The sequence below is a fragment of the Aliivibrio sp. EL58 genome, assembly GCF_900312675.1.
Taxonomy (GTDB): domain Bacteria; phylum Pseudomonadota; class Gammaproteobacteria; order Enterobacterales; family Vibrionaceae; genus Aliivibrio.
The window spans coordinates 208,141-228,681 of sequence record NZ_OMPC01000001.1; the positions used below are offsets into that span (position 1 = coordinate 208,141).

The window sequence follows — 20,541 nt, forward strand, 5'->3', positions numbered from 1 at the left end:
ATCTATATATCTGGAGTCACATCTTGAACATGGAATGTTCCTGAATCTAACAACCGTTTTTCTTCTACTTTTCCAGTAAAATTGATCTTATTTAAATCCACTTTTTTTATCGTACTATCACGCATGGTTTTATAAAAAAATAATCCATTTGTTTGGTCTACGACAGAAGTCCATTGCGTCGCACTTGGTAAATCAGGAATATGTGCTTTATCATTAAATTCGCTTCCAATCGGAATATCAAAATTATTTAAAATATGGAATGCCTGAGATACCGCATCGGCTCCTTCCTTCATTACAGGCGTTGAATTTACATAAAAGGCAGCACGTACAAATCTTGACGGTGGCGTAATATCACCCGGCAACCCTAAAAAGCTAGAACCAACACCAAAAGAGAAAGCATCTACATCGTTGATCTTTTGTCCCGGACTTACTCCTGGAGTTAAATGAATATAATTATTTAAATTAGTTACCTGCCATTGGTAATCTGGAGCATTTGTCAGTACTTTAGCCACATTTTTATGGATATTAACTTCACCATTATTCATGATTTCAATAACAATGTTATTACCTTGCTTATCAGCTACGCGCCAGTGTGCTGTTGGTGATGGCACTCCTTTAGCATCAATATAAACTGGTACTATCTTTATGTGCTTAATCGCTTGTTCGACTTCAGCTACTGTTTTAAACTGCGATAACATCCAACGGTTAAAGTCCATATCAGTAATCGTTGTCTTAGTATCATTTGGGTTGTATTTCTCTAACGACCCATAATTTTTAAAATAAAATAGGCCTGCCGTTAATCCTTCCTCATTAACACCATCAGCAATAAAACGATCATCGCTGACCGAGATGCCAACAAATCCATACTTAGAATCCCACTTTAATCCCTGCTTTTGATCTGGCATGGTAGATACGTATGAATAATCACGAGGAGATACAATTAATTTACTGTTCAGATCATTTTGACCCCACTCAATCGTTCGAGCCTGAATGTAATCATGATTAACCGTTGAAAGAGAAATACCCGTACAGGCACTCGCTGAATACGCGACACAAGACGCAATAAGCACAGAAAGAAGTTTAATTTTCATTTTACGATCCCATTAATATGACCTTAAGATAGTACTCTTATAGATGATAAATCCAAGTATTTCTATAAAATCAAAAAAGCCTGAAGCATACTTCAGACTTAATCAAAAGATTTAAATTTAACATTAACTCACTTGCGCAAGTTTAACTCCCTTCTTTGTTCCTAATTTCTCATTCATATATTGAGCTACGGCATCTTGCTGGTCTTGAGTTAAATACAACCCTAACTTAGTTCGGCGCCACAATACATCTTCGGCTTTTTGAGAAAACTCATGCTGCATTAAATAGTCAATTTCAGCTTGATATACACCTTCTGAAAATACACGTCCCATATCTGCTTCTGAAGTTACATTTTCTAGTAGCGTCCAAACCAGTGTACCAAATTGATTCACGTAACGAATGGCTGTTTTTTCTGGTAACCACGAATGTTGACTGCAAATATTTTCAACCAATTGTTTACGAGGGTAATCAAAATCACCACCTGGCAGTGCAACGTTTCTTGTCCATGGTTTTCCCATTTTAGAAAAGTATGGGTTTAGCATCTTCATGGCTGTTTCACCCAGTTTTCTATAAGTCGTTAGCTTTCCACCAAAAATAGACAGCAATGGTGCCTGATCTAATTCTTGCTCTAACTCTAGAGTGTAATCACGAGTAATCGCTTGAGGTGAATCAGACTCATCATCACACAATGGACGTACGCCACTGTAAGTCCAAACTACATCATCGCGTTTTATTTGTTCAACAAAGTGCTGGTTTACAACATCAATTAAATAGTTTACCTCGTCTTCCGAGATTTCTACTTTTCTCGGATCGCCTTTATATTCAACGTCCGTTGTTCCTATAATTGAAAAGTCTTCCATATAAGGAATAACAAACACAATTCGGTTATCTTTATTTTGTAGGATATACGCCTGCTCTTCATTATGTATTCTAGGCACCACAATATGCGAGCCTTTCACCAAACGAATATTACGAGGGGATTCCTCTTCTAAACTATTATCAAAAAATTGTTTAACCCAAGGACCCGCAGCATTAACCAGGGCTTTGGCTTTACGCTCAAAACGCGTGTTTGTTTGCTCATCAAAAATAGTGACATGCCAAATATCATCAATACGAGTGGCTTTTTCCACTCGGCAATAGTTTTTCACTTCTGCGCCATTTTTCTCTGCAGCCATTGCATTTAGGATCACTAAACGAGCATCATCAACCCAACAATCTGAATATTCAAAACCTTTGGTCATTTCAGGCTTAAGTAAACCTGATGCAGCAAGGTTCACTGAGTGACTTGCAGGAAGAGTTGTACGTTTACCTAGGTTATCGTAAAGAAAAAGACCTGCACGGATCATCCATGCAGGACGTAAAAATGGGCGATGAGGTAAACGAAAACGCATTGGTTTTGCAATATGTGGCGCTTTAGCCAATAGCACTTCACGTTCGGCAAGGGCTTCAGAGACTAAACGAAACTCATAATGTTCTAAATAACGCAAACCACCGTGAATTAATTTTGAGCTTGCTGATGATGTTGCAGAAGCAAAGTCAGATGCTTCATATAAGCCAACAGTTAGGCCTCGACCAGCGGCATCAGCAGCAACACCGGCCCCATTAATACCACCACCAACTACAATCAAATCTAAAACAGCGCAGGTTGTGTGTGTTTGGTTTTCATTATTCATAGTAGTGACCTCAAATGCTCACAATGAGCGAACGAACATTAATTACGATAAATAGACGATATCTTAACTTTCGTTTTGAGTCACTTTTTATTTTCGATTGCGAACATTTACTGTGATGCAGATACAAAAAATCCCTGATCTTAATCAAGAACAGGGATCGTTTACCGGTCAAAAGTGAGAGCTACTTAGAAATTACTTCATAAGGAATTTCATTATCTTTTAAAATAGCCACGATCTCTTCTGGTGGCTCTTGATCGGTAATGATCATTTGCAGCTCAGTAATACTGCCTAAATTCACCATCGCATTACGACCAAATTTCGTATGGTCAACCGCAAGGTATACGCTGCGACTATTTTCAATAATGGCTTTTTTTACTCGAACTTCATGATAATCGAAATCCAATAACGAACCATCATAATCAATACCACTGATCCCCAATATGCCAAAATCTAAGCGAAACTGTTTAATGAAATCTAACGTAGCTTCACCAACAATGCCACCATCTCGGTTACGAACTTCACCACCGGCAAGGATAACTTTAAAATCAGGGTTCGCCATTAAGATCATAGCAACATTGATGTTATTAGTTACTACTCGTAAATCTTTATGGTTTTTCACTAGTGCTTTTGCTACTGATTCTGGTGTTGTACCAATATCAATAAAGAGCGTAGCGCCATCTGGGATATGTTTCGCAAGTGCTTCTGCAATTGTATCTTTCTCGTTTAACTGCATCACTTTACGCGTTGTATATGCCGTATTTACCGAGCTTAATGGAATAGTAGCTCCACCATGATGACGGCGTATTTTATTTTCATCAGCCAGTTCATTTAAGTCACGGCGAATGGTTTGTGGACTAACTTTGAATTGCTCCACTAAATCTTCAGTGCTGACGTATCCATGTTGTTGCACAAGGTTTACTATTTCTTGGTGTCTTGATAATTGCTTCACGAATTACTCCCCTAATTTCGATCAATCAATGACTTATATTTTTCAACTTAAATCAGTGTACTAAAGAAAATATAAGGAATGAAATTTTTGATGAAAATATGCGTGATATATATCAAACAAAGTTCGGAAAAGAAAAAGGAGCACATTAAATGCGCTCCTTTAGTTTATTTAATCATCAAATTAGATTAATTACTCTTCGTCATGCATCTCAGCCCACGACTGTGCACATTTTACTGCGCGTTTCCAACCACGGTAACGCTGGTTACGCTTCTCTTCATCGTGATGAGGTTCAAACGAACGGTCAATCACAGCTTTATCTGCCAGTTCGTCAAGACCACCCCAGAAACCCACAGCAAGACCAGCAAGATAAGCAGCACCTAACGCTGTAACTTCTGTTACTTGTGGACGGTGAACGGCAACATCCAGTACATCTGATTGGAACTGCATTAAGAAGTTATTCGCAACTGCCCCACCATCAACTCGAAGTGCTGATAACTTAATACCTGAATCCGCTTGCATGGCATCAATTACATCACGAGTTTGGTAAGCAATACTCTCTAATGTTGCTCGAATAATATGGTTTGAACCACAACCACGCGTTAAGCCAACAATCGTACCGCGCGCATACGCGTCCCAATATGGTGCTCCAAGCCCCGTAAAGGCAGGAACCACATACACACCATTTGATGAATCGACTTTAGTTGCAAAGTATTCTGAATCTTTTGCATCTGCCAGTAATTTCATCTCATCACGTAGCCATTGAATTGATGCTCCGCCCATAAATACCGCACCTTCAAGTGCGTAAGAGGCTTCACCACGTGGGCCACATGCTAGTGTTGTTAATAGGCCATTGCGAGACGTTACTTTCTCTTTGCCTGTATTCATTAACAAGAAACAACCCGTGCCGTAGGTATTCTTAGCTTGGCCTTGTTCAACACACATTTGACCATAAAGTGCCGCTTGTTGATCCCCTGCAATACCAGCGATAGGAATACGAGTACCACCCTTACCACCAATGTTCGTTTCACCGTACACTTCTGATGACGACTTCACTTCTGGCATCATTGACAGTGGAATATCTAGCTCTTTCAGTAGTTTTTCATCCCACTGAAGCGTATTGATATTAAACACCATGGTACGAGAAGCATTGGTGTAATCAGTCACGTGAACACGCCCTTGCGTCATCTTCCACACAAGCCAGGTATCAACAGTACCAAACAACAGCTTACCTGCTTCAGCGTCTTCACGAGCGCCTTCAACATTATCAAGAATCCACTTAATTTTTGTACCTGAGAAATATGGGTCAACAACTAAACCTGTATTTTCACGAATGTACTCTTCTAGACCTGCTTCTTTTAGTTTTTCACACGTATCTGCAGTACGACGACACTGCCAAACGATAGCGTTGTAAACTGGTTTACCCGTTTCTTTGTTCCAAACAATCGTCGTTTCACGTTGGTTCGTAATACCAATTGCAGCAATTTGATCACTGCGAATGCCCGCTTTTGCTAAAGTTTCAACTAGAGTCGAACTTTGTGTTGCATAGATCTCTAATGGATCATGCTCAACCCAGCCTGCTTGAGGATAAATCTGGGTAAATTCACGCTGAGAAACACTGACAATATTCGCATCGTGGTCAAGAATGACGGCACGAGAGCTAGTAGTTCCTTGGTCAAGTGCAACAATGTATTTTTGCTCAGTCATGATGGAGTCCTTTTGTGTATTATTTAATGTATTAACTCATAGGGAGGTAATTGTTAGTTTTTTTTATTTTTAATATTCGTTACGCTTCAGCTGTTTTGGCTTCTTCTTCCGTTTCACATTGATTTGGAATAGTACAACCATGACCTGCTTTTGGTAGGTAAGCGCCAATCATTTTTGGATAAGCCCAGCCACCGAAACATGCACCAGCAATTGGCGCTAAAATTGGAACGATAAAGTAAGGAATTTCTTTTGCTCCTGTTAATGCGTAATCCCAACCTGCTAAGTAAGCAAATAATTTTGGACCAAAGTCACGCGCAGGATTCATTGCAAAACCAGTTAGAGGACCAAGAGAACCACCAATAACAGCAATGAGTAAACCAATAAGAAGTGGGTTCATTGCACCACGAGAAGCCCCATTATGTTCATCACCTAAAGCAAGAATTCCGAACATAAGAACCGCAGTAATAACAAATTCAACCGCAAAGGCGCCTAGCATCGATAAAGAGGGATGTGGATAAGTTGAAAAGATGCCAGCTGTAGATAATGCTTCTTTACTGCTACGTAAGAAACCATTTGCAATTTCATAATCAGAAAATAAGTTACTGTATAAAGCATAGACCAATGCCGCAGAGCAGAAAGCCCCTAATACTTGAGCAATAATATAAGGAATTATTTTTGCCTTATCAAACCCATGAAACGCAGCCAATGCAATGGTAACAGCAGGATTAAGATGAGCACCAGAAACGCCCGCAGTACAATAGATAGCAATGGCAACGCCTATACCCCATATGATACTGACTTCCCACTGGCCAAATTCAGCACCAGTTAATACTAAGGCAGCGACACAGCCGACACCAAAAAAGATCAATAAACCAGCACCGATAAATTCAGCGATGCATTGTCCAAGTAATGTATGTTGTTTATTATTCGCCATGATTCATTCCTTTGTTTCGTTATGTACTCATTTCATCCAACGTATATACAACTCTCATATACTCAAGATAAACGGCCCAATTATTATTAAAGTAGGTATACAGCATTCACGTTAAGCAGCGAGAAATGTACTCCTTTTATAATTAATTGAAATATCACCAAGGTCAAAATGAGCATTCGAGCACAAAAAATGCGTGTTAGAATAACAAAAAGAAGATCTAGAGCATAAAACAAGCAAACGAACAGGTATGACCAGGAAGGGTTGCGTAAGATTAAATCTAAAATAGGTTTAATAAAACAAGCAACAACAAAAAAACCTAACATATTGAATATAAATAAAAAATAGCAAAAAACACACAATTTCATCTATTGGTAATTATACCTACCTATGTACTAAACATAAAAATGTTCGATTCCAACCTTTAATAAAATTAAACGGACATCAATAGATATCCATAAAAAAGATATCTATTCTTAAAAATGTTAACCATAGTAAAATCAGTACGAGTTACTATTACACATCTGCTTTATTCTCTAATAATATACAAAATAGGCTACCCATGCTTTTAAAAAACAAATTTTTTATTGCTCTTACTGGAAGTATCACTATTTATGCAATTGCAATATCAATCGCCTCTTTTCAGATCATTTCTGATAATGAAAAAGAGATCACAATAGCAGCTAAAAATGTCGAAAATAAATACATAGAAGAAATTGTTTCTGACTATGCATCAGACATTAGTGATTCTTTAAGCGCCAAAATGGAAGATATTAAAAACATTGAGCATAGGTATGTTGGGTTAATAAAAGAAATAGACCATTTAAATGCTAAAAACATGGTAAAAATATCAACTTCAGAGCTAGAGAAATATTCTACCATTGCCTATATAACAACGAAAAAATTAAATATAGAAAAAGAAGTAACAGATATATCGACAAGGCAATATAAAATAAAAACTGCTTTGTATTTGAATTTTGAAACTAACATATCAAGTTTAATAAATAACATTTCAGATGATAAAAATCATACTAAATTCACAACACTTTTAATTGATACCGACATTAACATGTTAACTGGAAATGATATATCAAAAAAATATCTACAACAATACAAAGATAGCATTCATATAGGGCGTGGCATACTAAACAAAAACAAAGTACTAATGTTAGAAAAATTAAAAAATAAAGAAAAATGGAATTCTGAAATGGAATTTGGAAATGAGAGATACATTGCTGCGATAAGACCCATAATTGGCTACCCATGGAATATTGGTATTATTATAAAAAAGAAAGATTCAAAAACGTACAATCAAGAGCTAACAAGTAAAATACATAACAATTATAGCGCTATCGTTTACAAGATAATAAGCATGGTTGGCATTTTAACTATTATCACATTAATAACTTCAACAATTATTACTAATTATATAAAAAACACTTTAGTTTTATTTAATAGATGGATAAAAGAAATTAGACATGGGAATTATGAGTATAATAACCCATTACTTGATAGAAAAGATGAGCTTGGTATATTAGCAAGAAATGTATCAAAAATGGCTCAACATGTGTCAACACGTGTCGATAATTTAGAAGGTGAAATCAACGACAGAACAGATAAATTAAAAAAAGCCAAAGAAATTGCAGAGTCTGCAAATATTAATAAATCAAAGTTTATTGCCAACATATCACATGAGCTTAGAACCCCTCTAAATGCTATTTTAGGATTAAGCTTATACCTAAGCGAAAAAGAAACAGACAAAGACAAAAAGGAAACATTAGATACCTTACATTATGCCGGACTTGGTTTGTTAGAAATGGTTAATGATGTTCTCGATTTAAGTAAAATTGAAGCCGATAAAACCGTATTAAATAATGAATCACACTCTATTGAAACCATCATCACTAACACAATTAATATCATTAAGAATCAATCACAATTAAAAAACATTAGCATTGAATTGAAAAACCACCAATTTAATAACATAAAAATAGATAAGAACCGTTTAACCAAAGTAGTAATGAACCTACTAAGTAATGCCATAAAATTTACAGATATTGATGGTAAGGTTATCATTAATGTAAATTATATAAAGACATCAACATCATCAACTGACGTAATTCTTGAATTTACAGATAATGGTAGGGGGATACATGAACAAGATATTAACCGTGTATTTGAACCATTTGAGCAAATGTATAATAAAGATAATGAACATGGCACGGGCTTAGGTCTATTTATAACAAAAAAAATCATTGAAGATATGAATGGTGAAATATTCATAAAAAGTAAAATAAACGTTGGCACCTCAATTCATGTTACCTTAAAAAATATTGAAATAGATCAATCTAACACTATACCTAAAAGCCAAACACCTGAACGTCAGCTTGCTAAAATCCCTCCCCTAAAACGTATTGCCATTGTTGATGATATTCAATTTAATCGTGAGGTATTAAAAAGAAAGTTGGAACCTTATAAATTCAAAATTATAGAAGGCATTAATGGACAAGATTTATTAGATAAGCTTGCACAATGCTTACAACTCCCTGATGCTATTTTTACAGATATAAAAATGCCCGTCATGAATGGGATTGAACTCTCTCAAATAATTAAAAGTAAAGAAGGTATGCAACATATTCCGGTGATCGCAATTACTGCACAAGGTATGCTAAATGAAGAGATTGAAATCAAACAGCATTGTGATGGATATTTAGTTAAACCTATTGATAATAGTAAGTTAGATCATATTGTAGCGAAGATATTTGAAGATAAGCAATCATAATAGAAAAATTAAGCTGAATGAATATTATATCCATTCAGCTTAACTTCACACATCAATGGTATAAAATATACTAAATTTTCTTAATTTCAACTCTGCGGTTTTTATCTCGACCAGCCTGAGTTTTATTACTATCTACTGGTTCAAGTTCACCTTTTGAAGCCACAGTATATTGCTTTGGATCGGCACCATGATCAACTAAATATTTTAGAACCATATCCGAACGTTTTAAACCTAATGCATAATTATACTTTTTACTGCCTTGAGAATCTGTATGGCCTATGACTTTTAATCCATCACTTTCATCTTTTATACGACCGAGCATCTGATCTAATACATATTCAGAACGCTTAGTCAAAGCTGATTTATCAAAATTAAAGTAAACACGAGCTAACAGTGTATCCCCTTTGATCACTTTTGAAGATGAATGGCTTAATAAAAACTCAGTACACTGCTCATCAATTGCCATGCGATTAAACTGACTACGGATAAAAGCAGTTTCAGGCTTTACACCTTCGAGCTGCTGTATTTGATAAAATCCACCTTGATTCAACGATACTCTTACTCCCTCTCCAACAATAACCTCTTTTTGATACTCGGCATTAGATGATCCACAATAAAGCATAATTGACTGATTTACGGATTCTTTAACTTGCGCCTGCACACCAAATGACAAACAGGTAGCCAGTACCATTACTGCAAAAGATTTGTTCATAACTTTGTTCTCTACTTTATTACGCACAATGTGCTACCTATTATTTTAAATGCCCAACTTCTTCGCTAATTAACTCAAGAATTTTATCTTTAATTTCATCAGCATTTTCGGCTTTATATAAATTGTCTTCACCAACACAATTTTTTAAAGCTTGGTTGGCATTGGCATTATAATCAAAACCAATCGCGACTATTTGAGCTTTAATATCACGATCATCAGGAGTTTTATCTTCTTCTAAGCCCTCACGAACTTTGTCACACATGCCAGCATCGACTAATTGATTAGAAAATTCTTTAACATTAGGGCTATCATGACCTGGTCCTCCATCTTCTCCATCAGATAAAATAATTAGTAATCGACGAGTATTAGTACCTTCTTTAAGTAACTGTGCACCACGAATTATTCCAGAATACGATGCAGTGCCACCATATGGACTAAAACCAGAAAGCTCACGATTAAACGAATCAAAATCTTCTGTTAAAGTCATTTCATGAAATACGCCTTTATACCTATAATCAGTACAATTATTTTTTCCTTTAGGAACAAAGATATCCCTGATTGTATCGCTAACAGAAGGATAGCTATAACCACCCTGTTGCTGCATTAAATAACAAAAATTACTTCCCCCTCCTGCATATTCTGAGTTGGCGTATTCATCATAAGCAACAATTCCCATGGTATTATTGTTATCACTCTTTTGTAACTCATTGAACTTTTGTAACTCTTCAGAGATATCTTTGATGATATTTTTTAAATCGACGTATTTAGCGTTATAACTGCCACTCCATCCGTCTAGCATTGAGCCGGAGTAATCCGCTGCAAACATAACATCTACCGCTTCACTCTGATATTTTCGAGCTCGTGAATCACCGTAGGTATCAAAGGTTTCTCCCATACCGACGATCACGCCTTGTCCTGGGAACCAAGATTTTTGAGTCGTTGTAACTTCAATTTCATGTTCAAAGAAACGTGGTTTACCATTTGCAATCCCTTCCTTACAATCGGTAATATTCTCACACGTACGTTTATACACTTTGACTTCTTTGACACTGTCTACGTCATTGATATAAGCATTCACGTACTTTTGCGCTAAGGTGTTGTTATAATTGCTTGGTGCACCATTACCATTCTCGTTTTGAACAGTATCGTTATGAGCTGAAATCGCAAGCACTGCCACCTCAGCTGCATCTTCAATTCTTGCTTTAGTTTGTAATGCTCTTGCGCCATCACTTGCCAAAGCAAAGATGCCAAATAAGACTGGTATCATCATGGCAAATAGAATGGCTGCATGGCCTTGCTGGTGTCTTTTTAATTTCATTTCGTTATCTTCCTATAATGATGGAAGATGAATTCACATCAGTAAATTTTTGATCTACCAAAGAACCAAACAAATTGCTTGTCTTATAACACAAGGTAATTCGATACAGCGTTGCTTGTCTTGTCCATGTAGTAACTACTGATAGGTCTTTATATTGATCTATCGTTTTAGGTAGCGAACACGTATAAGAACCAAGGTTGTATCGTGTCGGAGAATTTGGTTGATTTATCTCACGAAATGTTAACTCCTCAACAACAACACCAAAATTTTCACTCTTATAACTACTTTGCATACGAGCCATTGAATTTTTAGCGATGACGAACATTGAATCCGCTTCTTGTTTCTCAAGAACATAATCTTCGTCATACAATTGTGTTCGTTCTTTTAATACATTCACCAATGAATATGACAATCTGTCCAATTTACCTTTTATTGCTAGCTTGATAATGACATCAGCACTGAAAACAAATATAAGGCTCAGAGCAACACCAACTACTGCAAATTCAACAGAGAAATTTCCTCGTTGTTTAAATACCAAAGGCATCACGCTCGTACTCCTGAATGACAATAACTTCACGGCTAAAAAGACTGGCAGTGTCTGTAAAATAATTAAAAATAGATGAGAAACGGTAATCAAGGTGATAAATAGCAATCGCACTGTCTTTAGCAACACCACACTCTGCTGTTGTTTCATCATCTGGAACTACGCATGGATCTTTAGTACCTTCTAAATCAGCCACTTTATCTAGATATTCAATAGATAATGTGAACTTGTTCGGGTCAATGACATGCCCCCACACTGATTCATTTTTATCTACTGCATCATGAAAAGCATCCATATAGTCAGCTTCCGACGTTTTCGCTACTCGTGCTGATTCAGAAACAACGAGATCACTAATAGCCGAAACATAAGACATGTAACTCATCTCGACCCAACCCATGCATATTAACCAGAACCCCATAAAACCTAGAGCAAATTCAATACTGGCTACACCTTTATTTTTATTTCGTTTTATCATTTTTTTTGCTCTCAAACTGTGTTCCTTGATCGTCTTGACGTGATATTCCACGTAAAGCGTTATACCTTTGTTTGATTTCACTCTCTGTATACTTAGGCGATAACACTTCTTTCATAAGTGATAAGTCACCCGACTTAGCCATAGCTAGCATTAAGTTTGATTCAATTCGATGATTACTTTGATCACTCATATAAACATGCAATAAACGATTATTAGCTTGGTCATACTTCCCTTCAATAATATCGAGCATGGCTAAATTGTTTTTTATTTTTATATCGTTATATAAATGCTTTCTTGCTAAATTAAAGTAATATCGAGCCTGAATAACATCTTTTTTTATACCATAAATAACACCAAGTAAATTCTCTATCTCTGCATTATCTTTATTAAACCAATACACTTTTTTTGCGGTTTCTAGTGCGTCCGCCACTTGTCCATAATCTAATTGGGCATTCGCTTCAATTAAATAAGATTGAACTGTCCTAGGATCTTCATCATTCGCCTGAATAATAAATAATGCCGATTCAGGATCTCCATAGTTCAAATAAGTTTGCGCTAATTTTTCTCTAACTTCTGGGTCTGGTTTATTTTTTAATTGCTCTTTATAGAAAGCAATCAAGTCTGGATAATTTTTAGTATTTACTAAAATTTTTTCTTGTACTGCCTTGGTATCTACCGTTGGTTTTGTTGCACACCCCGTCAAACTTAAAAGCAAAAAGAGTATTAATATATTTCTAGTATGCACCTGTCATCATCCTCATTATTCCTGGAGCAGCTATTAGAATGACCACAGGGATCATGATAAATAAGATCAATGGTACTGACATTTTTGCCGCCAACTTTCCTACTTTCTCTTCAAGAGCAAGTAAACGTACTTGGCGAATATCACTAGCCAAGGTATTTAAAACACCATAAATTGAGCTTCCGTAATGAAGACTTTGCTTTAGTGTCATTACAAAACTACGCATTTCATTCGTTGGGACTCGTACATATAACTCATCTAACGCAACCGCTAAACCAACAATACGTGCTCGGTCATTAGTTCGACTTACCATATGCGCTAAATCTTTATCAAAACCTTGCATCTCTTTTGCTAAATACGCTAATGATGATTCAATCGTCATCCCGGTATGAACACACATAGCAAGAAGATCTAATAAATAAGGTAACTGATTCGATAAATTATCTTGCATGGCTTTAATACGATAATTCAATATTCCATCAGGCACTGAAATACAAAAAACTAACCACATACACATAAACGCAATGATTGTTTTTTGATCTGAATCTCCATTTAAAGACCAATAAATACTGCCGCAGCCAACAATAACGGCTGCATATTTTACTGGCATATAAATATGTGAAAATTTAAAATCATAGAAACCAGCAGAGTAAAATTTCCGCTCTACTTCATCACTGTTAGTTGTCACAGCACTTGGTAACAGTTGATCTACTTTATCTAATACATTTAAGCTTTTTTTCAAAGATTCATTACTGGCAAGATATTTTCGCATTGCTTTTTTCTGTTGTAGTTTTTGCCCCAATAGCCAAAAAACGATGAAACAACCAAAAGACACGATTCCTGAAAATAATAATGCTGGTGATACCGTCACGAGCGTACCCCTTTCATTAACAACCAAATAATAAATATCCCAATGGATTCACTAATTAATACATAGTAAAGAATGGGTTTGCCCGCAGGATTAAACATGACAAATTCATAATTCTCAGGGCTAAGGTATTGCAACATAAACAAAAAGATAAATGGAATAGCCGCAACAATTTTTGCTGAAGCTCTTGCTTCCGAGGTTAATGCATATTTCTTTTTCTCTATCGCTCTTGCACCAAACATCAAGCGATTAAGACGCGTCATCACTTCTTTTAATTGACCACCACGCTGCATACTCGTGCGTAGCGTGATAACAAAAAACTGAAACAATGGATAAGGAAACCTTACACAGGATTTGCGAAAAACTGAATCTGCCGTCTCACCCAACTGCAGTTGCTCTCCCATTCGTTTAAATTCTTGACCGACTTTTCCTTCAAGAGAGTTACCCACAAAAATAATGCCATGCATAATGCTTTCACCAGAGCTAACCGCACTCGAAAGCATATTTAATGCATCAGGAAATGATTCTTCAAATCGACTTTTTTCACGATTACTTAGCCATACGATACCAAAAGAAATACCAAGGACTTCAGTAATAAATATTACAATCAGTGGGTTAGTTTGTATAAATGTCTGATTTAAATAAATACCCGCAGCAACTAGTAATAAACAATATACGGCAATTTTTACCGTCGCATGAGAATCAATATGACTATATGTTGTTGTAAATAATCGTAATAATTTTTTATTAAAACTTTCATCAGATAACACGCCTAACTTAACGGCTTGGCGATCTTCATCAGTTAATGCCACAGATACCTTATTAAGATATTCATGATTCGATTTTGAATGCGAATAAATCAAATATAGCGTGATTAAGCCACCAAAGATTAATGAAAGCCAATATATCATCCCATTTGTTCCAGCTGATTAAACGCCGAACTTAACTGTTCTTCCAACCCAAAAAAACGTGCTTTTTGAACTAAAACAGAACGTTGCATTAAACCTTCTGTATCAAAGCGCCCCATTATCTTGCCATTGTGTTCATGCTGACCTGTTGGTGTAAACTTATAAAGCTCTTCCAGTACAACACTACTGCCTTCAAGACCAACAACTTCAGTGATGCTCATGACCTTTCGACTGCCATCATGTAAACGGCTAATTTGAATAACCAAATCTACTGCACTAACAATAGTGCGACGAATAGCTTCTAATGGAAGGCTACTACTTCCCATCATAACCATGGCTTCTACACGAGCAATGGCATCTCGTGGAGTATTGGCATGAAGCGTTGACATTGAACCATCATGGCCCGTATTCATTGCTTGAAGCATTTGAAAGGCTTCGCTACCACGGCACTCACCAACAATAATGCGATCGGGGCGCATACGTAAGGCATTAATAACCAAATCTTTCTGAGTCACTGCTCCTGTTCCTTCAATGCCCGCATTTCGAGTTTCTAAACGAACAACATGAGGCTGAAGCATTTTAAGCTCAGCAGCATCTTCAATCGTAATGATGCGTTCTTTTTCTGAAATATATTGAGACAAGGCATTTAGCATGGTTGTTTTACCTGAGCCTGTACCGCCTGAAATTAGAATATTAAGACGACAACGAGAAGCAATCATTAAAATCTGAGCCATTTCAGGGCTCATAGCACCAAATTCCGTCAGTTTATCTAAACCAATGCTGCCTTTTTTAAATTTACGAATCGACATTGATGTTCCATCGATTGCAATAGGTGGAATCACAATATTGACACGACTTCCATCTTGTAAACGAGCATCACAAGTTGGAGAAGAATCATCGACTCGACGACCCACTTGTGAAGCAATACGCTTAGCAATATGAATAAGCTGTTCTTCATCAATAAAGCTCACTGGAGCAACTTCGACCAAACCATTTCTTTCGATAAAGATATTATCGTGGCCATTAATCATTATGTCGCTGATACTTTCATCATCCATTAGAACTTGTAATGGGCCTAATCCTTGCAGCTCATTAACCAGATTAGATACAAATTCAGAACGAACAACAGAGCTTACATGTCTCTCTTGACGAGCAAGCAACATATCTATGGCACTGCTTAACTGCTGACTTAATTGTTCTTTAGAGAGCGAATTTACAGCATCAGCTTCCAACGCTTCAAAGATCTGTTTTCTAATTTCAATATAAATTAATTTATTTTGATTCATGCTAGATTCTCTTCGTTAAACGTTGAAATAGACTTAATTTCTTAGGTGTTTCACCAAGTAACAATGAGGTTAAATGGCTAAGGCTTCGGCTTATAGGAAGACTTTTTGAATGGACACTTTCACCACGTAAAAGAATGGAACCTAGCTTTGGTTCAAATGGACAAAGCACATCGAGTTTTGTATCGATGTATTTTTCAATTCCATCCAAATCAACCGTTGAGTACTTTTCAGGTTTTATTTGATTTACAACCACAATGACACGTACTGTCAGTTTTTTTTCATTAACTGCATTTAATACCAATGATGCTTCTCTCAAGCTAGAAACTGACTGTTCTATTACTAAAACTAAAACATCAAGCTGTTTTTCCATATCTTGTGCTAGAAAGTCGAGTCTTTCACTCGCAAAACCAGATAAATCTTCAATAATGAAGTTGGTATCTTGAGCTAATTGATTGGTAAGCACCTCAACGTAGCCTTCCATATCACTCGTTGATAAATGTTCAGACTCTATCGCTAACAAAGAGAGCTTATCGTTGATTTTAGTCGCCATACTGGTTGCAAAATCAACATCCAGATTCGAACTTAACATTCCAGGTGAAAGTAGACGTCTTTTAAATTGCTTAATTCCCATCATAATATCTAAATTGCCAGCACTAAAATTATGATCAACAACCAAACAAGAGCTACTGCGTTTTTCAGACAGTTCTTTACTTAATTGAGCGGCAATAAATGAAGTTCCAACTCCCCCTTTTGTCCCCCAAATCGCAACTCTCTTAGCTTGACGGCTCTTTTTAAGTTTACTATTTCTCGAAATATCTTCATTAACACCGCGAATAAAATCAATTAATTCCAATTTATTGATAGGCCAGAATAAATAGTAATAGCCCATTGTTCTCAACGTTCGGATCGTTGATATTGAGTTCTCAGAACCAATGACAATAACAGAAGCACTCGTCGGTAGTAGATGGCTTATCAGTTCTATTTCATAGGTTACGTCAAAAGCCTCATTCAGTTCGATCATAATAATATGATCACTAAAATCACGAGCATTATTACGGATTTCATCATCACTGTATTTAAAGACTACAGGAGCGGTAACGCCCTCAAAACGGAAAACTTCTTTCATTAATTCTTTGTATTCTTCTGTTTGATAAAATAAAACTAATGATATTGTTTTTTCTTCTTTAACAGGCAGACTGATTGATTTTGTAAGGTCAAACATATTACTCACCAGCCTTTGGAACTAAATTAGTGGTATCTAGCAGCATTTTTTGTGGGTTAACCATTGAAGACCAACGTGCATTTTCAGTAAAACAACCATCGGCCTTGGTTCCGATGTTGTAATGTGTTGCATATTCGCAATGTGAAACAACCACTTTAGGTGTAATGAGTGACACCTTCATATCAAAGTGGGAGGTTGCTTTCTTGCCTTGATGAATCACAATGACTTTTTTATCTATGCCGCTCGAAATCAGCTTTTTATTAAGTTCATTTGCCCATTTTTTACCTTTATTATTAAACCATTGAATATCTACACCATGATTTTTCATTTCACTTTCATGTATATCAATAAATGCCGATAGTTTTACTTCTGCTTTCTTGGATTTCACCAATTGAATAGAGAAAGTCACAGGAAATACATCGATATCAGTACCATGACGCTCACTCACCTGATCGGCACAACCATACATAAATAAAATAGGTAAGAATATTAACGCCTTCCAATTGATCATTTTTCAAATCCTCCAGTTGCTAATAACTCAGTAGCCCATTTATCACTTGCTTTAGAATAAGAACTTTCTAAACCAAAAAATCGACTTAATGTGGTTGTTTTTCTCATCATTGGTAGTTGTACTTGAGATGGATGAATTGGTTGAACTAAGTTGACAGTAGCCACAATGATCAACTCTGTTTTATTTCTCTGTGTCGTCGAATTACGGAATAGAGCGCCAAGGATAGGAATATCACCAATTAAAGGAATTTTTTGTAGATCTTCTTTATCTTCAGAGTTCAACAACCCACCTAAAACAAAGCTCTGGCCATCACCGAGTTCTACTGTCGTACGTGCTCGACGAGTTTTTAATGCGGGTAAATTATAATTATCATTTGCATATTGAGTATCTAAAGAACTGACTTCAGGAACTAATGACAACGTAATCTTGTCATCTTTTTTTACCTTTGCCATTAACTCCAATCGAACACCAAATTCTTTGTAACTGACACTTGGAGTATTATCAATCGTAGTAACAACAGGTAATTCACCACCGACTAAAAAGCTCGCGCTTTCACCAGAAATAACAGATAAATTGGGTTCAGCTAATATTTGTCCCACAGAGTCATTACCAATAGCCGTAATTACTGACATTATGTCGGACGAACTAAAATTAGTTAATGGCTGTACAAATACACCAGCACCACTTCCCGCCGTACCATATTGTATTCCGACCTGTTCTAAGAATGATTGTGAAACTTCAGCAATTGAAATTTTAACGTTAACTTGCTTGGTTGTTGTGACTTCAATATTATTTAAGATCCCATCGTAATCATGACGTTCCATAAATTGCATTTCATAATCATCATTTTCCATGTGGTGCTCAAACGTAAAATCTGTACTGTCTTTTTTTAACAACTGACCTACAACATCGTTAATATCATCTTTTTCTTGCTCTGTCGGTGCAGTACCGCTTAATACCACTTGCTCGCCAACATTTAAAATATCAACATCGCTGTCTGGATACTTAACCGAGATATACTGTTGAATAATACCTAAACTTTTATTAACAATAATTTTTTTACTTACTAATGTATTGCCATTCTCTCCAAAAATTAATGCCGTACTATTACCAATAGTTCTTCCATAAATAACCACCTTTCTTTTATCAATCACTTGATAATCTGCAATTTTCGGATCAGATAAGAAAACAGAGGAAATATCTTGTTGTACCGTGATCGTTTCTGCATCGCCTTCTGATAGATTCAATACACCAGCAGCAAAGCTCGTAAAGGACAAGCTAAATAGAGCTATCACCGCGATTATTTTATAGCATTTAATCCACATATCATTTGTCCTATTTAATCGTCACATCATTTGCGCGATATTCAGTGATAGCATTGAAATCGGAGAGAATATCTCCAGCATCCGCATGTAACTCACTTGAGTCATAATCACCCACAGATTTATACACTTCTATATCGGCAATTTTCTCTGCCACTATCATTTTGGCTGCTTGCTCTCGGGTTAATTCAAGGATTAAAGTCACCGTTTGAGTTTGGTCTGAATCTCGCGAGTTTTCTAAAACCGACTTTTTAACTTGTAGCACCTTAACTCGATTAAAAATTGGAGTTATAGAGACCCCTTGTCTCAAGGAGTTTTTAGAGTTGTATTTACTTTGTTGAGGAGATGATAAGGCTAAAATATCAACAAAAGAGCTAGCACTGATCACTCCACCAATAACAGAAGAAGGGTCTACAGAAATAGGAAAAGGAATTCGTTCAGGGGCAATAACATAGTTAATGTAACCATCTTGATCTGGTGTAATTAAATCATTCATTGATATGTAAGTATCTTCAGCAAGAGTATTTCTGAAGATCACTCCAGGCTTGATATCAATTAATACATTATCATCAAAGCCAAGTTCATTCGCTTTAGACTCAGAAACAAGATCTAATGCTAATGTGCGTTGAGCTATTTCCTCACCTGAAACTACATCTTTTTTCAGTCGCCAAAGCTTAATCTTTACCACTTTATTAGGTATGATCTCTTTAAGAGGAGTGGGAGATAGGGATAAGCTATTTACTAAACCGTATAGGCCAAAAAATATAGTTACAACAGCTAGTAAAATTATTAATTTAGTTTTCATTATTCACCTCAAATTGATGCTGCAATACCAAATAGGTAGCCAACACAAATAGGGACCCCGTAAGGTACGCCGTTTAGATTCTCATTACTTCGATATTTCCCCCAAAGCAATTGGCTAAAGGCAATAACACCACCAAGCAATAAAATAATAGTAATCACTAACAATTGGTACTTTGGGTTGACTGCGATAGAGAACGCAGAAGCAAGCTTAATATCACCCGCTGCTATAATATTCATTAAGAATAGAATAAAGCCAACAATAAATATAACAATCGAATATGGAACTGCATCGTAGTTATTAATAATAATACAAACAACACAGCACAATACTAAAACCATCATACATATGCGATTTGAAATAACTCGAACCGAGATATCTTTATAACAAATAAAACAAGAAATGGTGACTAATAAAAGCCACCATTTAAATAAAAAATCACTCATGATTAATAATTATTAGCTGCTTACATTTGCAGTTGAGATATTATCTGAAACAGTTGTCATTGCTCCAACTAGCGCATCTTTTAAAGTACCGTTAAACATTAGTAAAACGATAGCTGAGATTGATACACCGATAATAGCGTATTCAATAGCAGTAACACCACGTTGATCATTTTTAAAATTTTCGAATGCGATTTGAGACTTAACTACAAGCTTAGTTAGCATGTTATAACCTTATATTAATTTTTATAGACAAAGAA

The 20,541-nt window shown here is 36.1% G+C and carries 20 protein-coding genes; 1 reads left to right on the forward strand and 19 read right to left on the reverse strand.

The window, feature by feature from the left end; translation table 11 throughout:
- Positions 1 to 2: 2 nt before the first annotated feature.
- From ED622_RS00905 to ED622_RS00925, 5 genes are all read right to left on the reverse strand, one after another.
- On the reverse strand, positions 3 to 1,091 hold the full coding sequence (locus tag ED622_RS00905; RefSeq protein ID WP_122032102.1) for a linear amide C-N hydrolase: 1,089 nt from the start codon (positions 1,089 to 1,091) through the stop codon (positions 3 to 5).
- A gap of 123 nt (positions 1,092 to 1,214) precedes the next feature.
- Positions 1,215 to 2,762, reverse strand: coding sequence for a glycerol-3-phosphate dehydrogenase (gene glpD / locus ED622_RS00910; RefSeq protein WP_122032103.1), 1,548 nt, complete (start codon positions 2,760 to 2,762; stop codon positions 1,215 to 1,217).
- Between the two features lie 181 nt (positions 2,763 to 2,943).
- Entirely contained in the window at positions 2,944 to 3,711 is a 768-nt protein-coding gene (locus ED622_RS00915) for a DeoR/GlpR family transcriptional regulator (protein WP_065593347.1), read from the reverse strand.
- Positions 3,712 to 3,900: 189 nt separating this feature from the next.
- Positions 3,901 to 5,415, reverse strand: a complete 1,515-nt coding sequence (glpK, locus tag ED622_RS00920; protein ID WP_122032104.1) for a glycerol kinase GlpK — start codon at positions 5,413 to 5,415, stop codon at positions 3,901 to 3,903.
- A gap of 79 nt (positions 5,416 to 5,494) precedes the next feature.
- The gene (locus tag ED622_RS00925) at positions 5,495 to 6,349 is read right to left on the reverse strand and encodes an MIP/aquaporin family protein (RefSeq protein WP_122032105.1); all 855 of its coding nucleotides are present in this window, start codon (positions 6,347 to 6,349) and stop codon (positions 5,495 to 5,497) included.
- Positions 6,350 to 6,908: 559 nt separating this feature from the next.
- Between ED622_RS00925 and ED622_RS00930 the strand changes: the two genes are divergently transcribed.
- Positions 6,909 to 9,128 (forward strand): ATP-binding protein, encoded by a 2,220-nt coding sequence (locus ED622_RS00930; RefSeq protein WP_122032106.1) that lies wholly within the window; start codon positions 6,909 to 6,911, stop codon positions 9,126 to 9,128.
- A gap of 70 nt (positions 9,129 to 9,198) precedes the next feature.
- Here the strand turns inward: ED622_RS00930 and ED622_RS00935 are convergent, their stop codons facing one another.
- The 14 genes from ED622_RS00935 to ED622_RS01000 are packed head-to-tail and all read right to left on the reverse strand — an operon-like array spanning position 9,199 to position 20,506.
- Positions 9,199 to 9,867: an OmpA family protein gene (locus ED622_RS00935; protein WP_254052567.1), complete on the reverse strand. Its 669-nt coding sequence runs from the start codon at positions 9,865 to 9,867 to the stop codon at positions 9,199 to 9,201.
- A gap of 13 nt (positions 9,868 to 9,880) precedes the next feature.
- Positions 9,881 to 11,158, reverse strand: coding sequence for a TadE/TadG family type IV pilus assembly protein (locus ED622_RS00940; protein ID WP_122032107.1), 1,278 nt, complete (start codon positions 11,156 to 11,158; stop codon positions 9,881 to 9,883).
- Between the two features lie 4 nt (positions 11,159 to 11,162).
- A complete protein-coding gene (gene tadF, locus ED622_RS00945) occupies positions 11,163 to 11,702 on the reverse strand; it encodes a tight adherence pilus pseudopilin TadF (RefSeq protein WP_122032108.1) in 540 nt (179 codons plus the stop codon).
- Complete coding sequence (locus ED622_RS00950) at positions 11,686 to 12,174, reverse strand: TadE/TadG family type IV pilus assembly protein (protein WP_122032817.1); 489 nt, start codon at positions 12,172 to 12,174, stop codon at positions 11,686 to 11,688. The genes tadF and ED622_RS00950 overlap by 17 nt, the downstream gene beginning before the upstream one ends.
- Positions 12,161 to 12,922 carry a hypothetical protein gene (locus ED622_RS00955; RefSeq protein ID WP_216822068.1) on the reverse strand — a complete coding sequence of 254 codons (762 nt, stop codon included), beginning with the start codon at positions 12,920 to 12,922 and terminating at the stop codon, positions 12,161 to 12,163. The genes ED622_RS00950 and ED622_RS00955 overlap by 14 nt, the downstream gene beginning before the upstream one ends.
- Complete coding sequence (locus ED622_RS00960; RefSeq protein WP_371413416.1) at positions 12,912 to 13,790, reverse strand: type II secretion system F family protein; 879 nt, start codon at positions 13,788 to 13,790, stop codon at positions 12,912 to 12,914. The genes ED622_RS00955 and ED622_RS00960 overlap by 11 nt, the downstream gene beginning before the upstream one ends.
- Positions 13,787 to 14,698 (reverse strand): type II secretion system F family protein, encoded by a 912-nt coding sequence (locus ED622_RS00965; RefSeq protein ID WP_122032109.1) that lies wholly within the window; start codon positions 14,696 to 14,698, stop codon positions 13,787 to 13,789. Before ED622_RS00965 ends, ED622_RS00960 begins: the two co-directional genes overlap by 4 nt.
- Positions 14,695 to 15,981, reverse strand: coding sequence for a CpaF family protein (locus tag ED622_RS00970; RefSeq protein WP_122032110.1), 1,287 nt, complete (start codon positions 15,979 to 15,981; stop codon positions 14,695 to 14,697). Before ED622_RS00970 ends, ED622_RS00965 begins: the two co-directional genes overlap by 4 nt.
- 1 nt (position 15,982) lies before the next feature.
- Positions 15,983 to 17,203 carry a chromosome partitioning protein ParA gene (locus ED622_RS00975; RefSeq protein ID WP_122032111.1) on the reverse strand — a complete coding sequence of 407 codons (1,221 nt, stop codon included), beginning with the start codon at positions 17,201 to 17,203 and terminating at the stop codon, positions 15,983 to 15,985.
- 1 nt (position 17,204) lies between these two features.
- Positions 17,205 to 17,714: a hypothetical protein gene (locus ED622_RS00980; protein WP_122032112.1), complete on the reverse strand. Its 510-nt coding sequence runs from the start codon at positions 17,712 to 17,714 to the stop codon at positions 17,205 to 17,207.
- A complete protein-coding gene (locus tag ED622_RS00985) occupies positions 17,711 to 19,039 on the reverse strand; it encodes a type II and III secretion system protein family protein (RefSeq protein WP_122032113.1) in 1,329 nt (442 codons plus the stop codon). Before ED622_RS00985 ends, ED622_RS00980 begins: the two co-directional genes overlap by 4 nt.
- Before the next feature lie 10 nt (positions 19,040 to 19,049).
- The gene (gene cpaB, locus ED622_RS00990) at positions 19,050 to 19,841 is read right to left on the reverse strand and encodes a Flp pilus assembly protein CpaB (RefSeq protein WP_122032114.1); all 792 of its coding nucleotides are present in this window, start codon (positions 19,839 to 19,841) and stop codon (positions 19,050 to 19,052) included.
- Positions 19,842 to 19,849: 8 nt separating this feature from the next.
- Positions 19,850 to 20,284 (reverse strand): prepilin peptidase, encoded by a 435-nt coding sequence (locus ED622_RS00995; RefSeq protein ID WP_122032115.1) that lies wholly within the window; start codon positions 20,282 to 20,284, stop codon positions 19,850 to 19,852.
- A gap of 12 nt (positions 20,285 to 20,296) precedes the next feature.
- Positions 20,297 to 20,506: a Flp family type IVb pilin gene (locus ED622_RS01000; protein ID WP_122032116.1), complete on the reverse strand. Its 210-nt coding sequence runs from the start codon at positions 20,504 to 20,506 to the stop codon at positions 20,297 to 20,299.
- Positions 20,507 to 20,541: the final 35 nt, after the last annotated feature.